This window comes from Rhizobium sp. CFBP 13644 (assembly GCF_014842165.1).
Classification (GTDB): domain Bacteria; phylum Pseudomonadota; class Alphaproteobacteria; order Rhizobiales; family Rhizobiaceae; genus Agrobacterium; species Agrobacterium tumefaciens_C.
In genome coordinates, this window is sequence record NZ_JACYVF010000006.1 from 224,569 (window position 1) to 246,481 (window position 21,913).

Annotated in this window: 23 protein-coding genes; 11 read left to right on the forward strand and 12 right to left on the reverse strand. The window is 56.6% G+C overall.

Features of this window, described 5'->3' with window-relative positions:
- The first annotated feature begins 37 nt into the window (after positions 1–37).
- From IFT53_RS16350 to IFT53_RS16380, 7 genes are all read left to right on the forward strand, one after another.
- Positions 38–652 carry a biliverdin-producing heme oxygenase gene (locus IFT53_RS16350; RefSeq protein WP_192066025.1) on the forward strand — a complete coding sequence of 205 codons (615 nt, stop codon included), beginning with the start codon at positions 38–40 and terminating at the stop codon, positions 650–652.
- A gap of 98 nt (positions 653–750) precedes the next feature.
- Positions 751–1,740 carry a Bug family tripartite tricarboxylate transporter substrate binding protein gene (locus tag IFT53_RS16355; protein WP_192066023.1) on the forward strand — a complete coding sequence of 330 codons (990 nt, stop codon included), beginning with the start codon at positions 751–753 and terminating at the stop codon, positions 1,738–1,740.
- 256 nt (positions 1,741–1,996) lie between these two features.
- Positions 1,997–3,088 carry a pyrimidine utilization protein A gene (gene rutA / locus IFT53_RS16360; protein WP_192066022.1) on the forward strand — a complete coding sequence of 364 codons (1,092 nt, stop codon included), beginning with the start codon at positions 1,997–1,999 and terminating at the stop codon, positions 3,086–3,088.
- Positions 3,085–3,822 carry a pyrimidine utilization protein B gene (gene rutB / locus IFT53_RS16365; RefSeq protein ID WP_192066020.1) on the forward strand — a complete coding sequence of 246 codons (738 nt, stop codon included), beginning with the start codon at positions 3,085–3,087 and terminating at the stop codon, positions 3,820–3,822. The genes rutA and rutB overlap by 4 nt, the downstream gene beginning before the upstream one ends.
- 27 nt (positions 3,823–3,849) lie before the next feature.
- Positions 3,850–4,236, forward strand: coding sequence for a pyrimidine utilization protein C (gene rutC / locus IFT53_RS16370; protein WP_042616789.1), 387 nt, complete (start codon positions 3,850–3,852; stop codon positions 4,234–4,236).
- A gap of 15 nt (positions 4,237–4,251) precedes the next feature.
- On the forward strand, positions 4,252–5,040 hold the full coding sequence (gene rutD, locus IFT53_RS16375) for a pyrimidine utilization protein D (protein ID WP_192066018.1): 789 nt from the start codon (positions 4,252–4,254) through the stop codon (positions 5,038–5,040).
- A 59-nt stretch (positions 5,041–5,099) separates the two neighbouring features.
- Entirely contained in the window at positions 5,100–5,624 is a 525-nt protein-coding gene (locus IFT53_RS16380) for a flavin reductase (RefSeq protein WP_192066017.1), read from the forward strand.
- A gap of 30 nt (positions 5,625–5,654) precedes the next feature.
- Here the strand turns inward: IFT53_RS16380 and IFT53_RS16385 are convergent, their stop codons facing one another.
- The 3 genes from IFT53_RS16385 to IFT53_RS16395 form a co-directional block, all read right to left on the reverse strand.
- Positions 5,655–6,761, reverse strand: coding sequence for a putative bifunctional diguanylate cyclase/phosphodiesterase (locus IFT53_RS16385; protein ID WP_192066015.1), 1,107 nt, complete (start codon positions 6,759–6,761; stop codon positions 5,655–5,657).
- Between the two features lie 471 nt (positions 6,762–7,232).
- The gene (locus tag IFT53_RS16390; RefSeq protein ID WP_042616786.1) at positions 7,233–7,415 is read right to left on the reverse strand and encodes a hypothetical protein; all 183 of its coding nucleotides are present in this window, start codon (positions 7,413–7,415) and stop codon (positions 7,233–7,235) included.
- 146 nt (positions 7,416–7,561) lie between these two features.
- Positions 7,562–8,398: an alpha/beta fold hydrolase gene (locus IFT53_RS16395; protein ID WP_192066013.1), complete on the reverse strand. Its 837-nt coding sequence runs from the start codon at positions 8,396–8,398 to the stop codon at positions 7,562–7,564.
- A gap of 482 nt (positions 8,399–8,880) precedes the next feature.
- On the opposite strand from IFT53_RS16395, the gene IFT53_RS16400 reads away from it, so the two are divergent.
- Positions 8,881–10,275: an MATE family efflux transporter gene (locus IFT53_RS16400; protein ID WP_192066011.1), complete on the forward strand. Its 1,395-nt coding sequence runs from the start codon at positions 8,881–8,883 to the stop codon at positions 10,273–10,275.
- Positions 10,272–10,700 carry a glyoxalase superfamily protein gene (locus tag IFT53_RS16405; RefSeq protein WP_192066010.1) on the forward strand — a complete coding sequence of 143 codons (429 nt, stop codon included), beginning with the start codon at positions 10,272–10,274 and terminating at the stop codon, positions 10,698–10,700. The genes IFT53_RS16400 and IFT53_RS16405 overlap by 4 nt, the downstream gene beginning before the upstream one ends.
- Positions 10,701–10,950: 250 nt before the next feature.
- Here IFT53_RS16405 and IFT53_RS16410 read toward each other — a convergent pair whose 3' ends face one another.
- Positions 10,951–12,312 carry an enoyl ACP reductase FabMG family protein gene (locus tag IFT53_RS16410; RefSeq protein ID WP_192066008.1) on the reverse strand — a complete coding sequence of 454 codons (1,362 nt, stop codon included), beginning with the start codon at positions 12,310–12,312 and terminating at the stop codon, positions 10,951–10,953.
- A gap of 274 nt (positions 12,313–12,586) precedes the next feature.
- Between IFT53_RS16410 and IFT53_RS16415 the strand changes: the two genes are divergently transcribed.
- Both IFT53_RS16415 and IFT53_RS16420 read left to right on the forward strand, forming a co-directional pair.
- A complete protein-coding gene (locus tag IFT53_RS16415) occupies positions 12,587–13,381 on the forward strand; it encodes a DUF1206 domain-containing protein (protein WP_244656361.1) in 795 nt (264 codons plus the stop codon).
- Between the two features lie 279 nt (positions 13,382–13,660).
- The gene (locus IFT53_RS16420) at positions 13,661–13,921 is read left to right on the forward strand and encodes a hypothetical protein (protein ID WP_192066005.1); all 261 of its coding nucleotides are present in this window, start codon (positions 13,661–13,663) and stop codon (positions 13,919–13,921) included.
- On the opposite strand, the gene IFT53_RS16425 is transcribed toward IFT53_RS16420, so the two are convergent.
- The 8 genes from IFT53_RS16425 to IFT53_RS16460 all read right to left on the reverse strand — a co-directional run bounded on the left by IFT53_RS16425 (position 13,918) and on the right by IFT53_RS16460 (position 21,879).
- Complete coding sequence (locus IFT53_RS16425; protein ID WP_192066003.1) at positions 13,918–14,697, reverse strand: iron ABC transporter ATP-binding protein; 780 nt, start codon at positions 14,695–14,697, stop codon at positions 13,918–13,920. The two genes, IFT53_RS16420 and IFT53_RS16425, sit on opposite strands and share 4 nt — an antisense overlap.
- Positions 14,694–15,635: an iron chelate uptake ABC transporter family permease subunit gene (locus IFT53_RS16430; protein WP_192066001.1), complete on the reverse strand. Its 942-nt coding sequence runs from the start codon at positions 15,633–15,635 to the stop codon at positions 14,694–14,696. The genes IFT53_RS16425 and IFT53_RS16430 overlap by 4 nt, the downstream gene beginning before the upstream one ends.
- Positions 15,628–16,605, reverse strand: coding sequence for an ABC transporter permease (locus tag IFT53_RS16435; protein ID WP_192065999.1), 978 nt, complete (start codon positions 16,603–16,605; stop codon positions 15,628–15,630). The genes IFT53_RS16430 and IFT53_RS16435 overlap by 8 nt, the downstream gene beginning before the upstream one ends.
- Positions 16,602–17,495: a siderophore ABC transporter substrate-binding protein gene (locus IFT53_RS16440; RefSeq protein ID WP_244656547.1), complete on the reverse strand. Its 894-nt coding sequence runs from the start codon at positions 17,493–17,495 to the stop codon at positions 16,602–16,604. The genes IFT53_RS16435 and IFT53_RS16440 overlap by 4 nt, the downstream gene beginning before the upstream one ends.
- Before the next feature lie 5 nt (positions 17,496–17,500).
- Positions 17,501–17,812 carry a DUF2218 domain-containing protein gene (locus IFT53_RS16445; protein ID WP_192065996.1) on the reverse strand — a complete coding sequence of 104 codons (312 nt, stop codon included), beginning with the start codon at positions 17,810–17,812 and terminating at the stop codon, positions 17,501–17,503.
- A 60-nt stretch (positions 17,813–17,872) separates the two neighbouring features.
- Positions 17,873–20,143, reverse strand: coding sequence for a TonB-dependent receptor (locus IFT53_RS16450; RefSeq protein WP_192065994.1), 2,271 nt, complete (start codon positions 20,141–20,143; stop codon positions 17,873–17,875).
- Positions 20,144–20,260: 117 nt separating this feature from the next.
- On the reverse strand, positions 20,261–21,241 hold the full coding sequence (locus IFT53_RS16455) for a FecR family protein (RefSeq protein WP_192065992.1): 981 nt from the start codon (positions 21,239–21,241) through the stop codon (positions 20,261–20,263).
- Between the two features lie 98 nt (positions 21,242–21,339).
- A complete protein-coding gene (locus tag IFT53_RS16460) occupies positions 21,340–21,879 on the reverse strand; it encodes an RNA polymerase sigma factor (RefSeq protein ID WP_236727908.1) in 540 nt (179 codons plus the stop codon).
- Positions 21,880–21,913 lie beyond the last annotated feature (34 nt).

Below are 21,913 nucleotides of genomic sequence, written 5' to 3' on the forward strand. Positions count from 1 at the left end.
GTCGCCTGAAATAATACTTCATGCCAAAGGACAGACGATGAACGCCCAAGCCGCGACGGTGGAAAACAACGAGATTGAACTAAGCCGCACCAAGCGCTTGAAGGCCGCCACACGCGCTGCCCACGAAGAACTCGACGGCTTCATCATGTCCGCAAAGCCATTCGAGAACCGTGAGAATTTCGGCAAGTTCGTTCAGACACAGCATCTGTTTCACAGCGAATTGGATGCGTTGTTCGGCAACGAGACACTCGATGAACTTCTGCCGGACCTCAAAGGCCGCAGACGTCTGGCTCTCATCGAACAGGATCTCGAGGATCTGACCTTTGCCAAGCCTGACATCGAGAACCGACACTTCAACGACAGTGCGGAAACCCTCGACTTGCCCGAGGCTCTTGGCTGGCTTTACGTGGTCGAAGGGTCAAACCTCGGTGCTGCATTTCTTTTGAAGGACGCTGCGAAACTCGGACTTGGCGAAACATTCGGCGCTCGCCACCTAGCTGGAGCACCAGAAGGACGCGGACTGCACTGGCGCACCTTCGTAGCGGCTCTGGATGCCATTGACCTGACGCAAGAGGAAGAAGACCGTGTGATCGCTGGCGCCAAAGCCGCATTCAGCAAGGTCCATGAACACGCAAAGCGCATGATGTCTTGAAGTCATGCCGGGCAAGCGTTCCGATATCCTATCGCTTGCCCTCAGATATCGTTGAGCTAGTATGCAGAGTGGCGGGGAGGCCATTCCTTGGAGGTTCAATGACATATCGAGACATCAAACGACGTACAGCATTTAAACTGGCTGCATCGGCCATCTCTCTTCTCGCCATGAGTGGCGCAGCTCATGCCCAGAGCTTTCCCGAGAGATCGATAACGCTTGTTGTTCCTTTCGCAGCGGGCGGCTCCACGGATGTGGTTGCTCGCGTCATCGCGCAGAAAATGGGCGATGATCTTGGCCAGCAGATCGTGGTCGAAAACGTCGCCGGTGCCGGAGGCAATCTTGGCGCGGACCGCGTGGCACGCGCAGAGCCTGACGGCTATACGATCCTCATGGGGACGGTCGCCACCCACGCCCTCAATCCACTTATTCTCAAGACAAAACCCTACGATCCTGAAAAGGATTTCGCGCCGATCTCTCTGCTTGTCGTCGTTCCCAATGTTCTGGTCGTCAATCCGCAGCTACCCGTGAATACAGTCGCCGAACTGGTGGCTTTGCTGAAGGCTGAGCCGAATAAATATGCCTATGCGTCTTCCGGCAATGGAACGCCGCTTCACCTGTCTGGAGAACTGTTCAAGAGCATGGCGGGCGTCAGCATGCAGCATGTGCCTTACAAGGGTTCCGGTCCTGCATTGAACGATCTTCTTGGAAACCAGGTTTCCATCATGTTCGACAATCTTCCCTCATCCTCGGGACACATCAAATCCGGCACATTGCGAGCGCTAGGTGTTACGACAGCCGAAAGAGCAACGTCCTTCCCGGATGTGCCGACCATCGCAGAGACGGTGCCGAACTATGAGACCTACACCTGGAATGCTCTGTTTGCGCCCGCAGGCACACCGGCGGAAGCGGTCGATAGATTGAATGCGGCTGCGAAAAAAGCGCTGGCAGACCCAAGCGTTGCCGCTCGCATGGCTGAGTTCAGTGCGAAAATTGTCGGCTCGACGCCGGATGAGTTGAAAACCCATGTCTCGCAAGAGATCGCGAAATGGGCTCCCGTCGTCAAAAATGCCAATGTTCAGATGGACTGATTGATCCCATCCTTGGCGGTAAAGCTGACCGCAAAAGATCCAGCCGGCCTGACAATGTGGGCCGGCACCAACACCCCTCCAAAAATGATGACAAAATGAGCATAAAATTTATCATCCGATAAATTTTTTATCATTTGATAAAACTATCTCCCAAGCCTTCCAGCAAGTCATTGATTTCATAGAAGATCACAAACTGGCACGAAAACTGCTTTTCCTTTTCCGACACTCAATATGAGAAACTGAACTGGAGGTCGTGATGGAAATAGGTGTTTTTATTCCAATCGGAAACAATGGCTGGCTCCTGTCGGAAAATGCTCCGCAATATAAGCCGAGCTTTGAGCTGAACAAGCAGATCACGCTTGCCGCCGAGAAATATGGCTTCGATTTTGCGCTATCGATGATCAAGCTGCGGGGCTTTGGCGGGAAAACGGAATTCTGGGACTATAATCTCGAATCCTTTACCCTGATGGCGGGTCTTGCAGCCGTTACATCGAAGATCAAGCTATTCGGCACGACAGCCACTCTGGTCATGCCGCCAGCCATTGTCGCACGCATGGCCACGACCATTGATTCCATTTCCGGTGGCCGCTTCGGCATCAATCTGGTCACGGGCTGGCAAAGGCCGGAATACAGCCAGATGGGCCTGTGGCCCGGCGATGATTATTTCGGCGACCGCTACGAATATCTCAGCGAATACAGCACTGTTCTGAAAGACCTGCTTTCCACAGGCCAATCGGATTTGAAGGGCAAATATTTCACCATGGACGATTGCCGGATGAAGCCGGTGCCGGAAGGAGACGTGAAGCTCATCTGTGCCGGTTCGTCCGACAAGGGCATGGAGTTTTCGGCGAAGTTTGCCGATTACAGCTTCTGCTTCGGCGTTGGCGTCAACACACCGAAAGCCTTCGCGGCTACCAATGAACGCCTGCTGGCTGCCACGCAAAAGACGGGTCGCGATGTCCGCTCCTTCGTGCTGACCATGGTTTTGGCCGAGGAAAAGTCAGAGGATGCCTGGGCAAAGTGGGAACACTATAAGGCGGGCGCAGATCAGGAGGCGATCAAATGGCTTGGTCTGCAAAGTTCGGCTGATAAAAAATCGGGTGCGGATACCAATGTGCGCCACATGTCCAACCCCGTTTCCGCCGTCAATATCAATATGGGCACGATCATCGGCTCCTATGAGGAGGTGGCGGCGATGCTGGACGAGATGAGCGAAGTGCCCGGCACCGGCGGGGTCATGCTGACCTTTGATGACTTTGTTGAAGGTATTGAGAAATTCGGCCGGTTCGTGCAGCCGCTTATGAAAAGCCGAAAGCACGTTTGCGACGCTTTGGAGGCCGCTGAATGAGCCAAGTGGTTGCAGGTTACGAGCCACCGGAAAGCCGCTCGAAAAACGTAACGCTGCCTGCCCGCCCTGAGCCAATCTCGCTAAAACCGAGCGAGACGGCGGTTGTCGTAGTGGATATGCAGAATGCCTATTCCACGGAAGGCGGTTATGTTGATCTCGCTGGGTTTGACATATCCGGCGCAAAATCCACCATCGCCAATATCGACAAGACGTTGAAGGCGGCGAGGGCAGGGGGCGTTCAGGTCATTTATTTCCAGAATGGCTGGGATAGCGATTATGTCGAGGCGGGGGGGCCGGGCTCCCCCAACTGGCACAAATCCAATGCGCTGAAAACCATGCGAGCACGCCCTGAGCTTCAGGGCAAGCTGCTTGCCAAGGGCACCTGGGATTACGCCATCGTCGACGAGCTGCAACCGCAGCCGGGAGACATTGTGGTGCCGAAGACCCGCTATAGCGGCTTCTTCAACACCAATATGGACAGCGTTCTGCGTGCCAGAGGCATCAGAAACCTCGTTTTTGTGGGCATCGCGACCAATGTCTGCGTGGAAAGCTCGCTGCGGGATGCGTTCCATCTCGAATATTTCGGCGTGATGCTGGAGGACGCCACCCACCATCTGGGCCCTGACTTCATTCAGCAAGCGACGGTCTACAATGTCGAGAAATTCTTCGGCTGGGTTGCGACGACGAATGATTTCTGCGCCGTGATCTCGCAAGCTGAACCGATAGACGCTTGATCCATCATCCTAGAGGAGAACAAAACCATGCCGAAGACCATCATCGTCCCGGAAGGCACATCAAAACCCATCGCCCCCTTTTCGCCAGGCACATTGGCAAATGGCGTTGTCTATGTTTCGGGAACGCTGCCATTCGACAAGAACAATGACGTTGTGCATGTGGGCGACGCTGGTGCGCAGACCCGGCACGTTCTGGAAACCATCAAATCCGTGATCGAAACCGCTGGCGGCACCATGGACGATGTTACCATGAACCACATTTTCATCACGGATTGGGCGAACTACCAGGCGGTCAATGCTGTCTATGCCGAATACTTCCCGGGCGACAAACCCGCGCGCTATTGCATTCTGTGCGGGCTGGTCAAGCCGGACGCTTTGATCGAGATCGCGACCGTCGCCCATATCGGCGCATAAGACCGAGGCGGCACAATGATGTATTTCGAGGTACTCGGCCGCGAAGGGCCTGAGGCAGAAACGGTTTTTCTGTCCTCGGGGCTGGGCGGTTCAGCATCCTATTTCGAGCCGCAGATGGAGATGCTGCAAAGGCATTTCCGCGTGGTGGTCTATGACCACAGAGGCACAGGCAGAACAGGCGGTGTGGTGCCGCAGGATCATGGCATTTCTGCCATGGCCGATGACGTGATTGAGATCGCGGACAAACTTGATCTGAAGAGATGCCACTTCGTTGGCCATGCGCTGGGTGGCCTGATCGGGTTGGATCTCGCATTGCGCAGGCCCGGCTTCATCGACCGGCTCGTTCTGATCAATGCGTGGAGCAAGGCCGATCCCCACTCCGGGCGGTGTTTCGATGCGCGTATCTCGTTGCTGGAAAATTCCGGCGTCGAGGCATTCGTGAAGGCGCAGCCGCTGTTTCTTTATCCGGCTGCCTGGATGTCGGAGCATGCAGAGCGGCTTGCCCGGGATGATGCCAGTGGGGTCACGCATTTCCAGGGCAAGGACAATGTGCTGCGCCGCATTGCGGCCCTCAGGGCCTTTGATGTGGATGCGCGTCTTGGTGAGATCGAAAACCGCACGTTGGTCATTGCTGCCAGAGATGACCTGCTTGTGCCCTATACGCGCTCTGTAAGGCTTGCAGACGGCATGCCGAATGCCGAGCTCGTTCTGCTCGAGGAAGGCGCCCATGCGGTCAACATTATCCGCGCGGAGCTTTTTAACGCTAGCCTCGAGAAATTTCTCCTCGCTCCGCCACCGGCCTGAGCAAGGTCGTTCCAATGTGCTTGATTTCGTTTGATGTTTTGTTAGGAAGGTTTGGTTAGATGCAGACATTGTCTCTGGAAAAGGAAGCTACAATGGAGACGAAGACTGCCGAGCAGCGCAGCCTGGATTTTCGCAACGCCATGTCGCAACTGGCAGGCGCGGTTAATATCGTAACGACCGACGGCCCGGAAGGCAGAGCGGGTTTTGCGGCGACAGCCGTTTGCAGCGTTTCAGACAGTCCACCCACCGTGCTGGTGTGCCTGAACCGCAATTCATCGGCCTATAAATCCGTCGTCGGAAACGGCGTCATCTGCGTCAACACGCTGGCGGCAGATCAGGAGCAATTGAGCAGTCTTTTCGGCGGCAAGACGCCTGTGGATGTCCGATTTGCTGCTGGAGATTGGAGCACGTTGCAAACCGGCGCGCCGGTGCTGGCTGGTGCGCTTTGCTCCTTCGATTGCCGCATTCGCACCATCCATGATGGCGGCACACATGACATTCTGATTTGTGACGTTATCGATACGGTCGTCAGCGCCGGCGAAGAAGCGTTGATCTACTTCAAGCGTGGCTATCGCCAGCTCTGACGGGTGCGCCGCAAGCGCTCAAATCTTTATCTAGCTGGCTGACAGAAGCACCTGTCGTGTCAGCGCATCGCTCGCCACTGGGCGACCGAAGTAATAGCCCTGAAAGGCGCTGCAGCCGCAGTCCAGCATGAACCTGTATTGTTCCTCGGTCTCAATTCCTTCCGCCAGGATTTGAAGACCGAGATCATGCCCCATCTTGCAGATGTTGCGTGCCAGTCTGGCACCGCGCTCTGTCGAAACAGCCCAAACGAAGCTGCGGTCGATCTTCAGCTGTTGGAGCGGCAGTTCCTGAAGGTAGCTCAGGCTTGAATAGCCGGTGCCGAAATCATCAAGGGCGATGTTGATGCCGTGCTGTTTCAACGTCCTGATCTTGCTGATCAGTTGATCCACCTCGCTCACGAACATCGTTTCCGTCAATTCAAGCTTGAGCAAGTGCGGTTCGACGCAGGCTTGGGACAGTGCTGCTACGACGCGCGGCACGAAGTCTTCCTGAAACAGTTGGTCGGGGCTGACATTGACTGACAGGGCGAGATCTCTTGTCTCGGGTCGGTCACGCCATTGGCGAAGTGTTTCGATACTTGTATCCAGCACCCACCCGCCAATGCCAGGCATCAGCCTTGCGCGCTCTGCGACCGGAATAAACTCGTCAGGGGGAATGTAGCCCAGACGCGGATGCTTCCATCGCAGCAAGGCCTCTGCGCCGATGACATTGCCTGCGTGGTCGACCTGCGGCTGCAGGAACAGCTCGAATTGCTTCTTTGCCAGTGCGTGGCGCAATTCGCGGACATATCTGCTTTCGGGACCAAGCTTGTATTGGACCAGCATGAGGCCACCGCACAAAAGCAGTACCGACATTGCGGCGTTCACCCACGACGTGATGGCTCGCACATCATCCGGCAATGGCGTTGCAAGATTTGTATCCAAGGCGGAGGCGGAAAACAGAATAAACCCTGCAATCGACGTCGCGATAATGCCCAACTGGAAGCGACTGGGATCAAGCTGGTGGTTGACGAAGCCTGCGAGCGCTACGATGAGGAAATAGATATGCGAAACGCGGGGTGCCGCATCGTTGGGCACATCGAACAACAATGAAAAACCAAAGATGAACAGGACGCAGGCGACTTGGGATATGAGCATTCCCAAGGACATGTAACCTTGGCGCGCCGCCAGCCAACCACCCGAGATGGTCGCGAAAAGCAGCCCCTCAACCAAGACCAGCGGCCAGTTTTCGAGGAACGCAAAGAATACAAGCCACAGACCACTGACGAAAACACCGACTGGAAGTGCTATACGACAGATGAACTGTAGGTGTTGAAGCTGTTGTTTCTTGGTTCGCGCAATCGAACCTGCTCTGGCATTCGTTAACAATGTAGCTCGCTATTGCGTTGATCTCGCACAGCTTATCAAAAAATTCGGTTTAAGCGACAGCGTTGGCTGCGCTAATTTGCAAATAGTCAAAAAGGCGTTAGCAATGTTGTAAATTTTGTTACTGACGCGGTCAATCGCATTGACGCACTTCGGGCGTCGAAAAATGGAATTTTGTCGAAAATTTGGCCAAGCCCCGCAACTTTATGATCAACCGCAGGGCTCGAAATTGTGGCATTCGCCTCAGCTTCCGCCGGGGCTGACCTCGTCGGCATCATCTTCCGGAAGCGAGCCTGCGCCCGGTGTTTTGCTCTTATCCGTCAAGCTTTCCTTGGCGTGGGGCCCAGCTGGCGGATTATCGACCGCGGGAGGGTTCTTTTCGTCTTTTCCCTCGATGGATTCCTGGGCTGCATTGTCTTTGGTCATATGGGTAATCCCGCTTGGTTTCATCAACAAGCAAACGCCAGCGGTGAACCGAAGTTCCGGTCCTTTAACGCGTGGAGCGGATAAGGACATCTGCGCGCCTGCCACCCCAAAACCGTGGGGTGGCAGGCGCGCGCGGGATCGATGCGTCAACCCTTGATGAAGGCCAGGAGATCAGCGTTCAGCACGTCGGCATTCACGGTCAGCATGCCGTGGGAGAAGCCGGGGTAGGTCTTGATCGTCCCATTCTTCAAAAGCTTGATGGCTTTATGGGCTGCGTCAGCAATCGGAACGATCTGGTCGTCTTCGCCATGCAGAACCAGCGTTGGAACGCTGATGGCCTTCAGATCCTCGGTCTGGTCGGTTTCCGAAAACGCCTTGATGCCATCATAATGGGCTTTCGCGCTGCCCATCATGCCCTGACGCCACCAATTCTGGATGACACCTTCGTGCACGGTCGCGCCATCCCGGTTGAAGCCATAGAACGGGCCTGAGGGAACATCACGGAAGAACTGCGCGCGGTTGGCGGCAAGTGCAGAGCGGAAACCATCAAAGACTTCCATGGGAAGACCTTCCGGGTTGCTTTCTGTCTTCAGCATCAGCGGTGGAACGGCAGAGACGAGAACAGCCTTGGCAACGCGGCCAGACGGTTCGCCATGCTTGGCAACATAGCGTGCAACTTCACCGCCACCTGTGGAATGGCCGATATGAACGGCATTTTTCAGGTCCAGATGTTCGGCTACCGCAAAGGCGTCAGCGGCATAGTGATCCATATCGTGCCCTTCTGATACCTGTGCCGAGCGGCCATGACCGCGACGGTCATGGGCAACCACCCGGTAACCCTTGGAAACGAAGAACAGCATCTGTGCATCCCAATCGTCTGACGACAGCGGCCAGCCATGGTGGAACACAATCGGCTGAGCGTCCTTCGGACCCCAATCCTTGAAGAAAATGTCGACGCCGTCTGTGGTGGTGATGTAGCCCATTTTACGAACTCCTGAGATTGTCTGGGTTGAGGGGTGCGGCGACAGTTGCCTGTTGCCTGATGATGACGGTGGTCTCGGCCGCCGCTTACGTGAGAGCAGTGCTGTGGCAGGCGAAGGTTAAAAGCTCTCGGTCGTTTTAGGTTCCTGTAATGTATCTATCGCGGATACTGTATTGCTGTGACACCCTGATATTGCTCGCGTCCCTCAATGAAGACAATTGCAGCAGTCGTTTCTAATTTATTGCAGTAATCGCAATAATACCTCGCCGCAGCTTTGATCATGCCTCCATCAGTGATAACAGCTCCTCTTGACAGGATTTGGCTCTGGTGGTTGTTAGCGTATAGGTTCCGAGCACCTGCCGCCTGCAGACGTAAGTCACGGTGAAGCCCGGTATAGACAGATCGTCCTCACCCTCGAAGCATTTCGTCGGTGGCAACGCAGGCTCCCATCCCACATGAAATGCCTCTTTGGAGGAGTGAGTGATGTCTTTGCGACCATCGCCCGAAAACCGCTTTCTAACTGCCTCTCCAGGCAGGATTTTTGTAGCCACAGCACTGCCTATGATCGCCATCATGGTTATGAACGGAATGCTGGGTACCATCGACGCTATCTTTCTGGGGCATTTTGTCGGCGCCCAAGCCATCGCGGCCGTCGGTATGGCCTTTCCGGTCCTGATGTTGACAATCGCGCTTTCGAGCCTTGTCAGCGGTGGAATGTCGAGCCTGCTGGCTCGACAGCTTGGTGCCAATGACCGCGATGCAGCCAATGCCACTTTTGCCAGCGCTCATGGACTTGCGTTGATGATCGCGTCGATGCTGATTGTCGCCTTCCTCATGTGCGGGTGGAGTTTCGCCCAGCACATTTCCGGCTCCGACGGCCCGGTGGCTGACATGGTCTGGACCTTTCTGGCCATCTCCCTATGCGCGACACCGGTCCAGTTCCTGTTGGGTGTTCACGCCGATGCCTGGAGAAATGAAGGCAAGGCGGGGGCGATGGCGCTCCTATCGGTCGGGGTTACGCTTATCAACATTCTGCTGAACTACATCCTTGTCGTGGTGCTGGAGCTGGGCGTGGCCGGTTCTGCCACGGGCACGGTTCTGGCGCAGGCGCTGGGACTAGTGCTTCTGGCGGGGTTGCGCCCGTTCCTCTCCGGCATGTTGCAGCTCAACAGCCTGTGGCAGAACCGATGGACCGTCGGTTGGAGGCAGATTGTTGCGCTGGGGGCGCCGGTTAGCCTGTGTTTCATCGGAATAGCCTTTTCGTCCGCCAGCGTGGTTCTCACCTTACGTCTTGCTGGTAGCGCTGATTATGCCACGAGCATCGCCGCCTATGGCATCGTGACACGTATATTCGGCTTTGCCTTCTTGCCAATCATGGCTATCGCTATGGCAATGCAGAGCATCGTCGGCCACAATGTGGGTGCGCGTCTCTACACCCGTTCGGATGCGGTTCTGCGCATCGCCGCAGCGACAGCACTGCTTTACTGTCTTTCTGTCGAGGTTTTGCTGTTGAGCGAGGGTAGCGTTGTGGGAGCAGCCTTTGTCGCCGATCCGCATGTCAGCGAAGAACTGGGTCGCATGCTTCGGCCGATGGCTGCGATCTATCTTTTCTCCGGACCAGTTCTCGTGCTTGGCCTCTATTTTCAGGCCATTGGCCAACCAGACCGCGCTGCTCTTTTTACCATGATCAAACCTTTTGTGCTCTTGCCTGTCCTGAGCGCAGCCACTGGGGCAATTTTGGGCGCGGATGCGATCTGGTTCGCCTTTCCGCTTGCCGATGCGGTAACCGCAATCATCGCAGCTCTTTTGCTTGCCACTGCGCTGAAGGCGCATGGAGCCTCAGGTATCGGACTCAACGCCGTGGAGAATGTGTCATGACAGTCAGAACCATCGAAGAGGCTAAGGCGCATGCAAAATCTCTCAGGCGCGGCCTTGCCGAGGACGGTACAGTCTTAGGCCACGCCCAGGCATTGGAGCTCGTCGCCCGGCAGAACGGTGCGCGCGACTGGAACACCTTGTCTGCCAGACTGGCCAAGTCGGATTCGGCTCCGGCTCCGTTTCATTGTCAGCAAAGGGTGCTGGGGTGGTATCTCGGGCAGGCCTTCAAGGGCGAAATCACCGCATTGTCGTGCTCTGGCTCACACTATTCTGTGACGGTACGTTTCGATGAGCCGGTGGATACGGTGACCTTCGACAGCTTTTCCAACATGCGGCGGGTTGTCAGAGGTGTGGTTGATCTCAAAGGATATTCTGTGCGCAATACATCGAACGGCACATCACATCTGATATTCAGCGCATTGTGAAGCTCAGTGCGTGTATTGGCGTGTCGCGTTTGATTTCTGCGGCGCCCAATGGCCGCTTCGGGCTTAACCCAGACAATGATGCGGGGCAGGGGTCGCCATGTTCGAATGGCTTAGACCAGTGCTTGCCACGGTTTTGTGCCGGATAGGAGTTGATGATCGTAATGACCAGAACAATGAGGCCGCAAAATTGCGGCCGCGCAGGCTAGGGAAGATAGGTGAGGCTGTTGCCGCAACCGGCAACAGCGCTTCGTCAGGCCATCTCTGTCTGGGATGGCGCTGTCGCTGAGGGCTTTGCGTAACCGCGTGTCGCGTTCAGCTGCTGGGCAACGATGTCATGGTTCAGCCACTGCACCGGACCGCGTGGATCGGATGAATTTCCGAAAATCAGCTGGCCGGTTGCCTCGACAACGAGACTGCTCAGCACATCGCTGATCATCGCCTTGTTGTCGCGGTGCATCTGGGTGATTTCATTTGAGGTGCCGATCGTGAGATCAGCCTGAGCCTGACTGTTGGGCATGGGCCATGCGGTGAAATCATAGAAGGGGCGCATAACGTCGCTGGCCTGCATGTCTTTGATCTTCTGCAGAACGTCATTCATCGTGAAGCCATCGGCCAGAAGCGCTTCGCAAGCCTTCCACTGCTCTTCAACCCAGGCGCCACCATTTTCCTTTTTCAGCGCAAGCAGCAAAGGAATCAAAGGCAGCTCGATGCCTGTAAAGACGTCAGAGGAGTTGGTGCGAATTTCTGGGCAATTGTAGACGGTTGCCTTGACGCCAGCTGCCCATGCGTCTGTCGCGATCTTTTCCAACCGCATCTTGGCATAGCCCTGCGTGTAGTTGGTGTAGGTCTGCCAACGGTACTGCCCGTCGATCAGGATCGCCGTTCCGTGATATCCATAGGCGGTGTAACGCACCTGATGGCCACCGGCTTCGACGCGGGCGCGAATCGATGCACTATGTTCGATCAGGTGGCCGAAGGTGTTGGCCGAAACCTCATCGAAATTCTGCAGGATGAGCTTGCCCAGATCGCTATCGAGCAAGGTCTGCGACGACATGTGACGTGCACCGCGGCCCTTGTAGATGCGGTTGGCAATGGCGAGGAAAACCTTGGCCTTTGGAATGCCACCAGCCATCGTGTGCGCAAACAGCACGTTGCGACCAGCGGGAATCATGCCGTCTAGAATGGACATGACTTCGGTCAGCGCATTCTTGAACCGTGTCGTCGCCAGCTGGCGGCATTGCTCGATGTAATCCCAGTCCAGCTTGTCACTCTGCCAGCTCTCAAGCGTCATCTTTGCCACGAGATCTGTTGGTGTCGGGCCGCCTGCTGGAGCATCCAGATCAAAACCGGCCATCAGCGGCACATTGATGATTTTGCCGCCAAGGCGCGCTTCTGCTTCTGCAAGCTCGTCTGCGTTCAGCGGGCGCAAATTGTTGTTTTCGTCACGGCGACCGACGGTAATTCCGACAATGTCCATTCCGGCGGCGCGGGCCTGCTCAATCTGGCCCGTTGCGTAACCGCGGCCAAACAATTCGCCGAATAGAACGAAAACATCGCCTTCGCGAAAAAGGCTGTTTTCGGAACGCTGCGTCAGTGCAAGCGGATTTTCCATGGTGTCAGCTCTTTGCTACATCTGTTGTCGTGTGAATGCTCGTGAGAGCTTTGATCATCACATGCCCGGCCCTGACCCAAATAGGAAGTCATTTTACGTGACCAAATGTTTCAAAGCGTGAGTTTTGCCAGAAACAGTGGGTGAAATGACCTGTGGCGAGACGTCAGAAGCCAGTAATTTTACTGACCTCCACAACCTTTCTGCGTCTCTGGCGTTAGCACCTCAAGGATGCAGCCCAGGGAGACAGCCAGTGCCACAGGAACTTCGTTTTGAGATGCTCGCAAAGCTTGGCTATGCTGCGCGAGGCATCGTGTTCCTGCTCGTGGCTGGTTTGGCGCTATTTTCCAGCGTGGTCGGTGGCCAGCCGGACAGCAAATCGGCGATATCGTCGCTGCTGGATCAGCCCTTCGGCAAAATCTGGGTAGGGCTGATTGGAATTGGGCTTTTCTGCTTCGTTGCATGGCGTTTTGCTCAGTCGCTCGCCGATAGTGACGGCCATGGAACGGATGGCAAAGCTTTGTTGATTAGAGCCAGTCTGCTCGGAAGTGCCGTGACCTACATCGGTCTTGGAGCCTATGCAGTCAGCCAGGCTCTGTTTGGAGGTGCAAGTGAGGGTGGCGGAGAGCGTGGAATGGCGGCATTGATCATGTCCCAGCCATTTGGTTCATATCTCGCCATCGCTGTCGGGTTAGGCTTCATCGCGGGTGGCGTCGTTACGCTTCTTAAGGGCGTGATGCGCAAATTCGAGAAATACATCACGATACCGGCCCATGTCAGCTGGCTGACTTATGTCTGCATTTACGGCCTTGCGGCACGAGGCGTCGTCTTCGCGGTCGTCGGCTTTCTCTTTGCCTATGCGGGCTTCAAGGTGAACCCGGAGCAGGCAGGGGGAATGGGCGACGCGATGGAGTGGCTGCGCCAATTGCCCGGCGGCGCTATCATCTTCGTCGTGATCGCTGTTGGTCTGGCTGCGTTCGGCACCTATAATCTTGTCGCCGCCCGTTACAGAACCGTGCGCGGCCCAAGCCTGACCGGAATGAAGCGAAGCGTTCAAAAGCAGTTCAGCTAATAAACCTCAGCAGAAGTGCCGGTGAATGGATCGGCGTTGAGTAAACTGTCGCAATGGGTGGGTAGGGTCATTATTTGCGATTGAATTCAGACAATCTACGCTAATGCAGCTGCGGCGCTTGAGGGCGTGCTGGACGTCGTGCCGACCAACCAAAGCATCGTCGAATGCGCCGTCGTCTCTTACAAAGTCCTGACCCATTCGCTATTATTTACCCTTGATAAAACAGGGGCGCCTTGGCATTGCATGCCCAGACCAAGCACATTTTGACCGGAGAGTTCGATGGAGAAGAAACAGAAACTGGAACATTCCGAATTTTCGGGAGAGTTCGAGGATGACGGCGTGACGGTGCTGGTCGATATTTTTCGCCCTGCCGGCACCAACAATGACTGGACGCTGGAAGTCGTCAGTGAAGAAGATGACGTGACAACATGGGAAGAACCCTTCGCCACCGACAAGGATGCCTGGGAAGAATTTCTGGCAACCTGCGAAAAGGACGGCATTCGCAGCTTCCTGACGGATGACGATGTGGTCGTACACTAATTGACGTTGTAAGGCCCTGCCATGAACGGCATGGCGATGCGCTGCTGGCCAACCTGCGCAACGGGAATCGCGAAGCCGTAGATCGTTTCCAACGTTTCCGATGTCATCAGCGCCTTCGGTGCGCCATCGGCAACGATCTCACCGGCGCGCATCGCAATCATCCGGTCGGCAAATCCGCTGGCATAGTTGATGTCATGCAGAACGATGATGATGGTCTTGCGGTCCTGATCGGCAATTTTGCGCAGGGATTGCATCAGTTCGCGTGCGAAATACATGTCGAGATTGTTCAGCGGTTCGTCCAGCAGCAGATAATCCGTATCCTGACAAAACGCCATCGCCACAAGCGCCCGCTGGCGTTGCCCGCCGGAGAGCGTTTCCAGAAACCGGCCGGATAAATCAGACAGATCAAAAAGCTGGAGCGCTTCTTCGACCATCTGACGATCTGCTTGCGTCTGATGACCGCGATTGTGCGGAAACCGCCCGAAACCAACCAGTTCTTTCACCGTCAACCGGCTTGCGACCTGGTTGTCCTGCCGCAGAATGGCAAGTTTTTTCGCAAGCTCCCTAGATGGTGTGGAAGCGATCGGCAGGTCATCAATGCTGATCGACCCCTCCTGCAAGGGCTGGAGACGGGCAATCAGCCCCAGCAGCGACGATTTTCCCGCGCCATTCGGCCCGATCAGCGCGGTAATGCCGCCCTTGGGAATGGTGAGGGAAACATCCTTCAAAATCCGGGCTGCGCCATATTGCAGCGAGACATGGTCGATGCGGATCATCTGCGGCTCCCGCGCCAGAGGAGGATGAGAAAGACGATGCCACCGGTAAACTCGATGACAACGCCAAGGGTCGAACTGTTGCCCAAGCCATGTTGGAACAGCGTCTGCCCGCCCGTCAGCACTATGATGGAGATGAGGGCGGCGGCAGGGATCAGCACCGCATGCCGTCTGGACTGGACGATCCGTTCCGCAAGCGCCACGAATAGAAGACCGAGAAAGGCAACGGGCCCAACCAGCGCGGTGGAAACGGCAACCAGCAGTGAAACCATCATAAGGCAGAGGATCTGGGTCTTTTGCCACTCGATGCCGAGGCCGATTGCGGTATCGCGCCCAAGTGCGACGATGTCGAGAACATGGCGTGCCCGCCATGTCCAGATCAGCGCGCCTGCGGTGATCAGCGATGCGACAGCCAGAAGCTCGGTGTTCACATCGTTGAAATTGGCAAAGCTTCCCCCCTGCACGACGGCAAAATCATTGGGGTCTATCAGGCGCGATAGCAGCGAATGGAGGCTGCGAAATAGAACGCCGACGACGATACCGGATAGCAGCATCAGCCCCATATCGAAGCGCGCCCGCAGCACCGGCAGAACGAGGCCGCAGGTCAGGGCCATAAGCAGAATGATTTCACCGACGAATTTCAGCCGCGCATCCATCGTCGTATAGGCAAGCCCGCCAAACAGAAAGACGAGCAGGATCTGCCCGAACACGTAAAGCGCATCAATGCCCATGATGGAAGGCGTCAGAATGCGGTTGGCCGTAACCGTCTGAAAGACCACGGTGGAAATGGCGATGGCGACGCCCACTTCAATCAGCGCCGCAAGCTTGACTGCCCGCAGGCTGAGCACAAAGGCGAGGTTTCCACGCAGGCCGATCGTCATGAAACAGACGATGCTGACAAGCGACAGCAGGCTGAGAAGGATCATCGGACGTTTAAGCATCGCTGCGCCGCCGAAAAAGCAGGAGCAGCAACAAAAGCGCCCCGACCACGCCCATGACGGTGCCGACCGGGATTTCATAGGGGAACCGCATCACCCGGCCCAAGATGTCGCAGCTCAGGGTCAGAATGGCCCCTGATAGTGCCGTGACAGGCAGTGTGGCACGCATATTGTCGCCCATCAGCCTCGACACAAGGTTGGGGACGACAAGGCCGACGAATGGGATAATGCCGATGACGACAACGGTCACCGCTGAAATGATGGAGATGATGACAAGGCCGATTTGCAGCATGCGCGGGTAGTCTATGCCAAGACCGATGCTGGTTTCCCGCCCAAGCGCCATGACGGTCAGGCGGTCGGCAATCACCCAGGCGGCTGCCACCAGCAGCGCTCCCAGCCACAGCATTTCATAGCGACCGCGCAGGACGCCGGAAAAATCGCCATTGCTCCAGACCGATAGATATTGAAGGAGATCGGCCTGCCAGGCGATGAAGGTGGCAGCAGCACCGATCACGCCGCCATAGACCAACCCGAACAACGGCACGAGGTATGGCTGGGTGGGCGGCAGACGGTGCGCGGTCATGAGGAACAGGCTCGTCCCTGTAAGGGCGGCAGCGCTTGCAACCAGCGTCTTGAAGCCCAATGTCGCGGATGGCCATAGAAATGTGACAAGGAGGATGCCAAGTTCCGCGGATTGAGCGGTGCCAGCCGTTGCCGGTTCGACAAAGCGGTTGCGGGCTATGGCCTGCATGATAAGGCCTGCAATCGCCAGAGCGGCACCGGCCAGAACCGCGGCCAAGGTGCGTGGCAGACGGCTGATTGCCAGCAGCTCTCCCTGCCCGGAAGACGTCCACACGGTGGATATCGAGACATCGCCCGCGCCAATCAGGAGGCTGACGAAACACAGAAAGGCGAGCACGAAGCCCGCCAGTCCAAGCAGCCATTTCCGGTTTGGGTTGTCAGATACCATCATTGTGCGGCAAAAAAGGCCTCTCTGATGGTGGCAAGCACTCGCTGCGTGGCCTGAATGCCACCGGCGGCGATGTAGAAATCGGCCGATGGCAGGTAAACAACCTGACCTTTGCGCCACGCCGTCGTTGCGGCAACCAGTTCATTATCCAGCGTGGCACGCGCACCCTGTTCGCCCGATCCGATGGCCGCTGCCCGATCCACCACGAAAAGCCAGTCCGGGTTTGCCTTGTGAATAAATTCGAAGGACACCGCCTCACCATGGGTGACCGCTTCCATGGCATTGACGGCAGGGGGAAGGGATAGCGTGGCATGAACCCAGCCAAAGCGTGAACCGGCACCATAAGCGGTCACTTTCGGACCGTTCGTCATGATGATCAGGGCGTTGCCTTTGCCCGCAACAGCCGCCCGCGTTGCCTTTATCTCGCCATCCAGCTCCGTCGCAATGGCCTGTGCTTCAGCCTCCTTGCCGAATATTTTGCCGTAATCGGCAAGGCGAAGCTTTGCCTGGTCCACCAGATCATCACCTTCCATCGTCATGTCGATGCTGGTGGCAACACGGGAGGTGGAGGCCAGTTTGGGTGACGAGCGGCCACCCAGCATGATCAGATCGGGGGCGAGCGAACTCAGCGCTTCCAGATCTGGCTCGAAAATATCACCGACGGGTTCGGCATTTGCCTTGAGGTGTTCTAGTTGCGGAAGATAGAGGTTCTTTGGCACGCCTGCGGGCTTGATGCCGAGACGGTCCAGCGTGTCGAGTGCGGCGAGATCAAAGACCGCCACGCGTTGCGGCTGGTCAGGAATGTCGACCGGTCCACGCGCCGTGTTGATCTCGGCTGCTACGGCAGCGCTTGCGAGCAGGCCGAAGACGAGGAAAAGCTGCCAGAACCGCATCGCTCTCATGCCTCGGCTGCGCCTTCTTGCGCGGACGGCAACCATTGCAGAGGCTGGAGTTCTTCGCGAAAGGCAAACCGCAAGAGGTGACTTTCGATAACGTGTTGCGTTTCCTTGACCTGTTCCTCATCCGCAGCCGTGACGCGGATCTTAAGCATATCGGCATCCGCATCCATGGTCGCGGTGCCGCAGGTGAACCGGCACTCGCCATGGCCGTCAGTGTGGGAGACATCGACCTTGTGGGCAAAATGCTTGCACAATTGCGCGATGTATTTACCCGCATGCTCGGTTTGCAGTTTCGCCAGGGTTTCCATCATCGCATTCTCCTTTTGTGTGCCACCGGATAACCCACCGGTGGCACTTGGGTCTCCATGGGGTCAGAACGTTGCCTTGGCTGTGATCAGGAAGCTACGGCCCGGTTCATAAAGAGGCGTAACATTGCCAAATTCCTGCCCATAGGTTGCACGATCAGAATAGCTCTCATCCAGAACGTTCTTCACTTCCGCACGGAAGGTGAAGTTCTGCAACTGCTCCGGCTTCCATTCCGTGAAGAGATTGACGACCTCGTAGGATTTATAAGGTGCGGTGCCGGCAGCGACATGGTCATATTCCGGTGCGATCTCGATATCGCCTCCAATGGTCAGGTTCCACTGGTCGAATGTATGAGCGGCGGTGAGGGTAATGATATCGCCGCCGGGTGTGGCGAGATAATTGCCGCTGTCGGAATCAGCAGGCGCACCGTTTACGTCGACATCGATGTGGGCGTACTTCACCTTCACATACGAGCTCGTCCATTCATAGCCGGCACCAACTTCAAAGCCCGTGGAGGTTAGATTTCGATTGATCAGAGCACCTGTGAGAGGCGTCCGGTAGCTCGGAACGCGAGCAGCATCAATGTCGGTGCGGAACAGGTTTGCTTCTGCCGTGAAGCCATTATGTTCTGCTTCCAGCCCGACCAGGTAATTGTTGGCCGTGACGGGCTCGGGACCATCTGCGCCATAGTTCCAGCTAGGATTGATGATGAAGTTCTCTGCCAACGGGATGCCAGCCCAGACATGGGAGAAGCCAGCTTTCGCGGTGAAGATCTCCGTCAGATCATATTCACCTGAAATGTTGAAGCTCAGTCCATTATTGTTGAAATCACTATCGTTGACGCCAGTGAACCATTGCTGGTCGGCACGGCCACCGAAGGAAATCCGCGTGTTGTCCCAAGGCTCAAGTCGCGCTTGCGCATAGATGCCGATGTTGCTGGCTCTTTCGCGACCAGCATCGGCTGGATCTTTCAGCGATGCCCGGTCATTGTAGAAGTCGAAACCAGCGACGACATTGCCAATATCGAACGAGAACTTGTTTTCGAATTTTCCGTTGAATGTAGAGGTCTTGCCGATGTCGTCTTGAAGTCGTCCCGCCGCACTGTAGATCGGCAAAGTGACTTCGGTTGAACCGTAGGCCAGCATCAGCTTTGGGTCCCACCAGCCTTCTGGTGTTTCGTCCGTATAGGTGAAGACCGTGTTCTGTCGTTCAAGGCGATAGTCACGAATGCGCGGTTCCCAAGGGCGCGCGACAACAAATCCCGCATTGGCGCGGTAAGGACGCGGTGCGTCATCGACCACGCGATCATGGCTGATCTCGAAGCGATCACCGCTTTCAAATTCGTATCCCACCTTGCCCAGCCCGCTGATGAGGTTGGTCTCGGTTCCCTCGACGACATTGCCATTGCCGCCATCAAACTCATTTCCCTTGCCGTAAGTGACATAGCCGAGATAATCGAAGCCGTCCTTCATGCCGTAGGCCGAAAGGCCGGTCACAACAGTTTCGCTGTTGAAATTGTAGGTCGAGGTGACGAAGCCGCCGAATGTCTTTCCGTCTGGCAGAAGGTCTTTCGCGTCCCGGGTCTCGTAGTTGATCGCGCCTGCGAGCGCGCCGGGGCCTGCATCTGCGGGCGCGATGCCCGCATCCACATCCACAGCCTTGAGGATAGACGGATCGATGATGTTTGTCGCGTTGTGGTGGAAGACCTTGTTGTTCTGGCGGGCACCATCGATGCTGACGGCGAGGTTGGTTTCCTCGACGCCGTGGACGTAGACTTTCTGCGACATGGGCAGCGAGCTGCCAACCTGAATACCGGCTTCCTCGCGGAACACGTCTGCCACGCTTGTCGGGTTGATCCGCTCCAGCTGTTGCTGCCCAATCACGGTTTCGCTCACGCCGCCCTGGCCAGTGGACTGACCCTGCACGACGATTGGCGCAAGAACGGTGCTGCCATCGGAGGCGGCAACCGGTGCGCTGGCCGCGCGTCCGATCACGGCGGTTCCATTGGAAATACTGTAGGAAATGCCGGTGCCGGCCAGAAGCTGTGCCAGCGCGGCCTGCTCCGACAAATTGCCGGAAACGGCGCGGGATGTCAGGCCTTGCGATGTGGCGGCGGCAAGAGACACCTGCAAACCGGACTGTCTGCCGAAAGCATTCAGTGCCGAAGCCAGTGGCTGGGCTGGAATATTGTAGTTCTGCTGTGCGCTCTGCGCATGTGCTGCTGGCATGTGCGCCAATGTGACCGTGGCGAAGGCCACCGATGCCATCAGCCGCAGTGCCAGAACCTGACCCCGGCTCGATTGACCCGAACGTTCCCCGTTTACCTGAAGCGCCATGCCGCCCCGTCTCCTATACGCTTACTCAGCAAGCCCCCTGCTTGCACATGAGGTAGAGACGATCGTCGGGAGAGGATTTTTCACAGGCTTGCGAAAAAACTTATGAGAATTTTAATATTAGAAGAAGGACAGCACGCGCAGATACGGTGAAATGTGATGCACCCTGGCACCATAGGGGCTGACCAGCGCTTCCAGCGCGTGATCCGGATTGGAGAGATCGTAGAGACCGGTCACGCGGCGTTCGCCCAGTTCACCGCTTGCAACGGTGATCCATGAGGGGTGATAGCGCTGCAGTTCTGCAACCACTGTCGCAATGGAAACATCCTGCACGAACAGCTTGCCGTCCCGCCAGGCTGCAATGGCATCCACATCTGTGCTGGTGCGGGAAAGCGCGCCGCTGACGCGATCCAGCGACACGGAATCGCCCGGTTGCAATCTCATCGAACTGCCTGTCTGTCGCGCAGAAAGATCCACAATCCCATGGGCGAGCTGAATGCTGGCAAGATGTGGCGTGACGTTGACGTCGAAGGCCGTTCCGACAACGGTGATATCAAGCTCGCCGCCCGCATCCACGGTGAAAGGCCTGTTTGCATCAGGCTCAACATCGAAGAAAGCTTCACCGGCCAGCAGGCGAACCCGCCGCTTAGGGCCTGAGAAATCGACTGCGATTGCGCTTTCGGCGCTCATGTCCACCGTTGTGCCGTCGTCCAGAACGATGCGGCGTGTTTGTGCCGTCGTCGTGGTGTAATCGGCCTCGTAGTGCGTCAAGGCAGTTGGGCCAACCACGATTGCGAGCAGACAGGCCGCAAGGGCCGCAATGCCAATGCCGAGCGCTGGCCGTTTGCCAAAGCGGCGCGTTTTTGCGTTGCGTTTGTGTGTCGGAGCCTGCCAGGCAGGAAGGTTGACCGGGGTGGTCTCCCCCATGATTTCCCAGGTGCGACAGGCTTTCGCCCATGCCCGCTGGTGGGTGGGAGATCGCCCCATCCAGGCTGCGAAAGCCAGGTCATCACTGTTGGAGCGCGATGGTTCGCGCAGGCGCAGAAACCAGTCCATCGCTTCTTCCAGCAGTTCTTCATCTGTTTGGTTGTGCCGCGTCACGTCATACCCGCTTCGGATCCTGTAAAGCTCTTATCCGACTTTGCTGATCGAGTGTAGTACGATTGAGACGGGCGAATTTTTCGCAAGAATAGCGAAGTTCAGGAATTTTTTCTGTCAAGCGCGATGGCGATCTTCATCATGGCGGTTTTGACATGCCGGTGGGCTGTGGCAACCGATATGCCCAGATGCTCGGCCACGGCCTCCAGCGTGCAGCCGCCATGCCGGTGCATTTCCACCGCGATCTGGATATCCCTCGGCAATGAGGCCAGAACGTGCTGGGCAACGCGCACTTCATCACAGAACATCGTTGTCTGCTCCGGCGTTTCAGTGGCGCGCGGAACGATCCAGAAGGGTGGGTCAACATTTTGCGCCCGCTGCTCAATCTTGCGGCGCTTGACGATGTCGAGAGAGAGATTGCGCACGATGCGGTAAAGATAGGCAAGCCCTTCACGCGCAGTCTGCGTTGGAGAATGGGCGCTGCCGAAGCGCAGATAGGCTTCCTGGACGATGTCCTCAGCCGCATCCCGAGAGCCCAGAATGCGTGCGGAATAGCTGATCAATGCCCCGCGATGCCCCATGAAAAGGGTATCGGCATCAATGCTGACATCCAGTTTCTGCTTCGCCTGTCCTTCTTGCACGCTGTCTTCCGATAGGTGATAGATCGACCAAAAG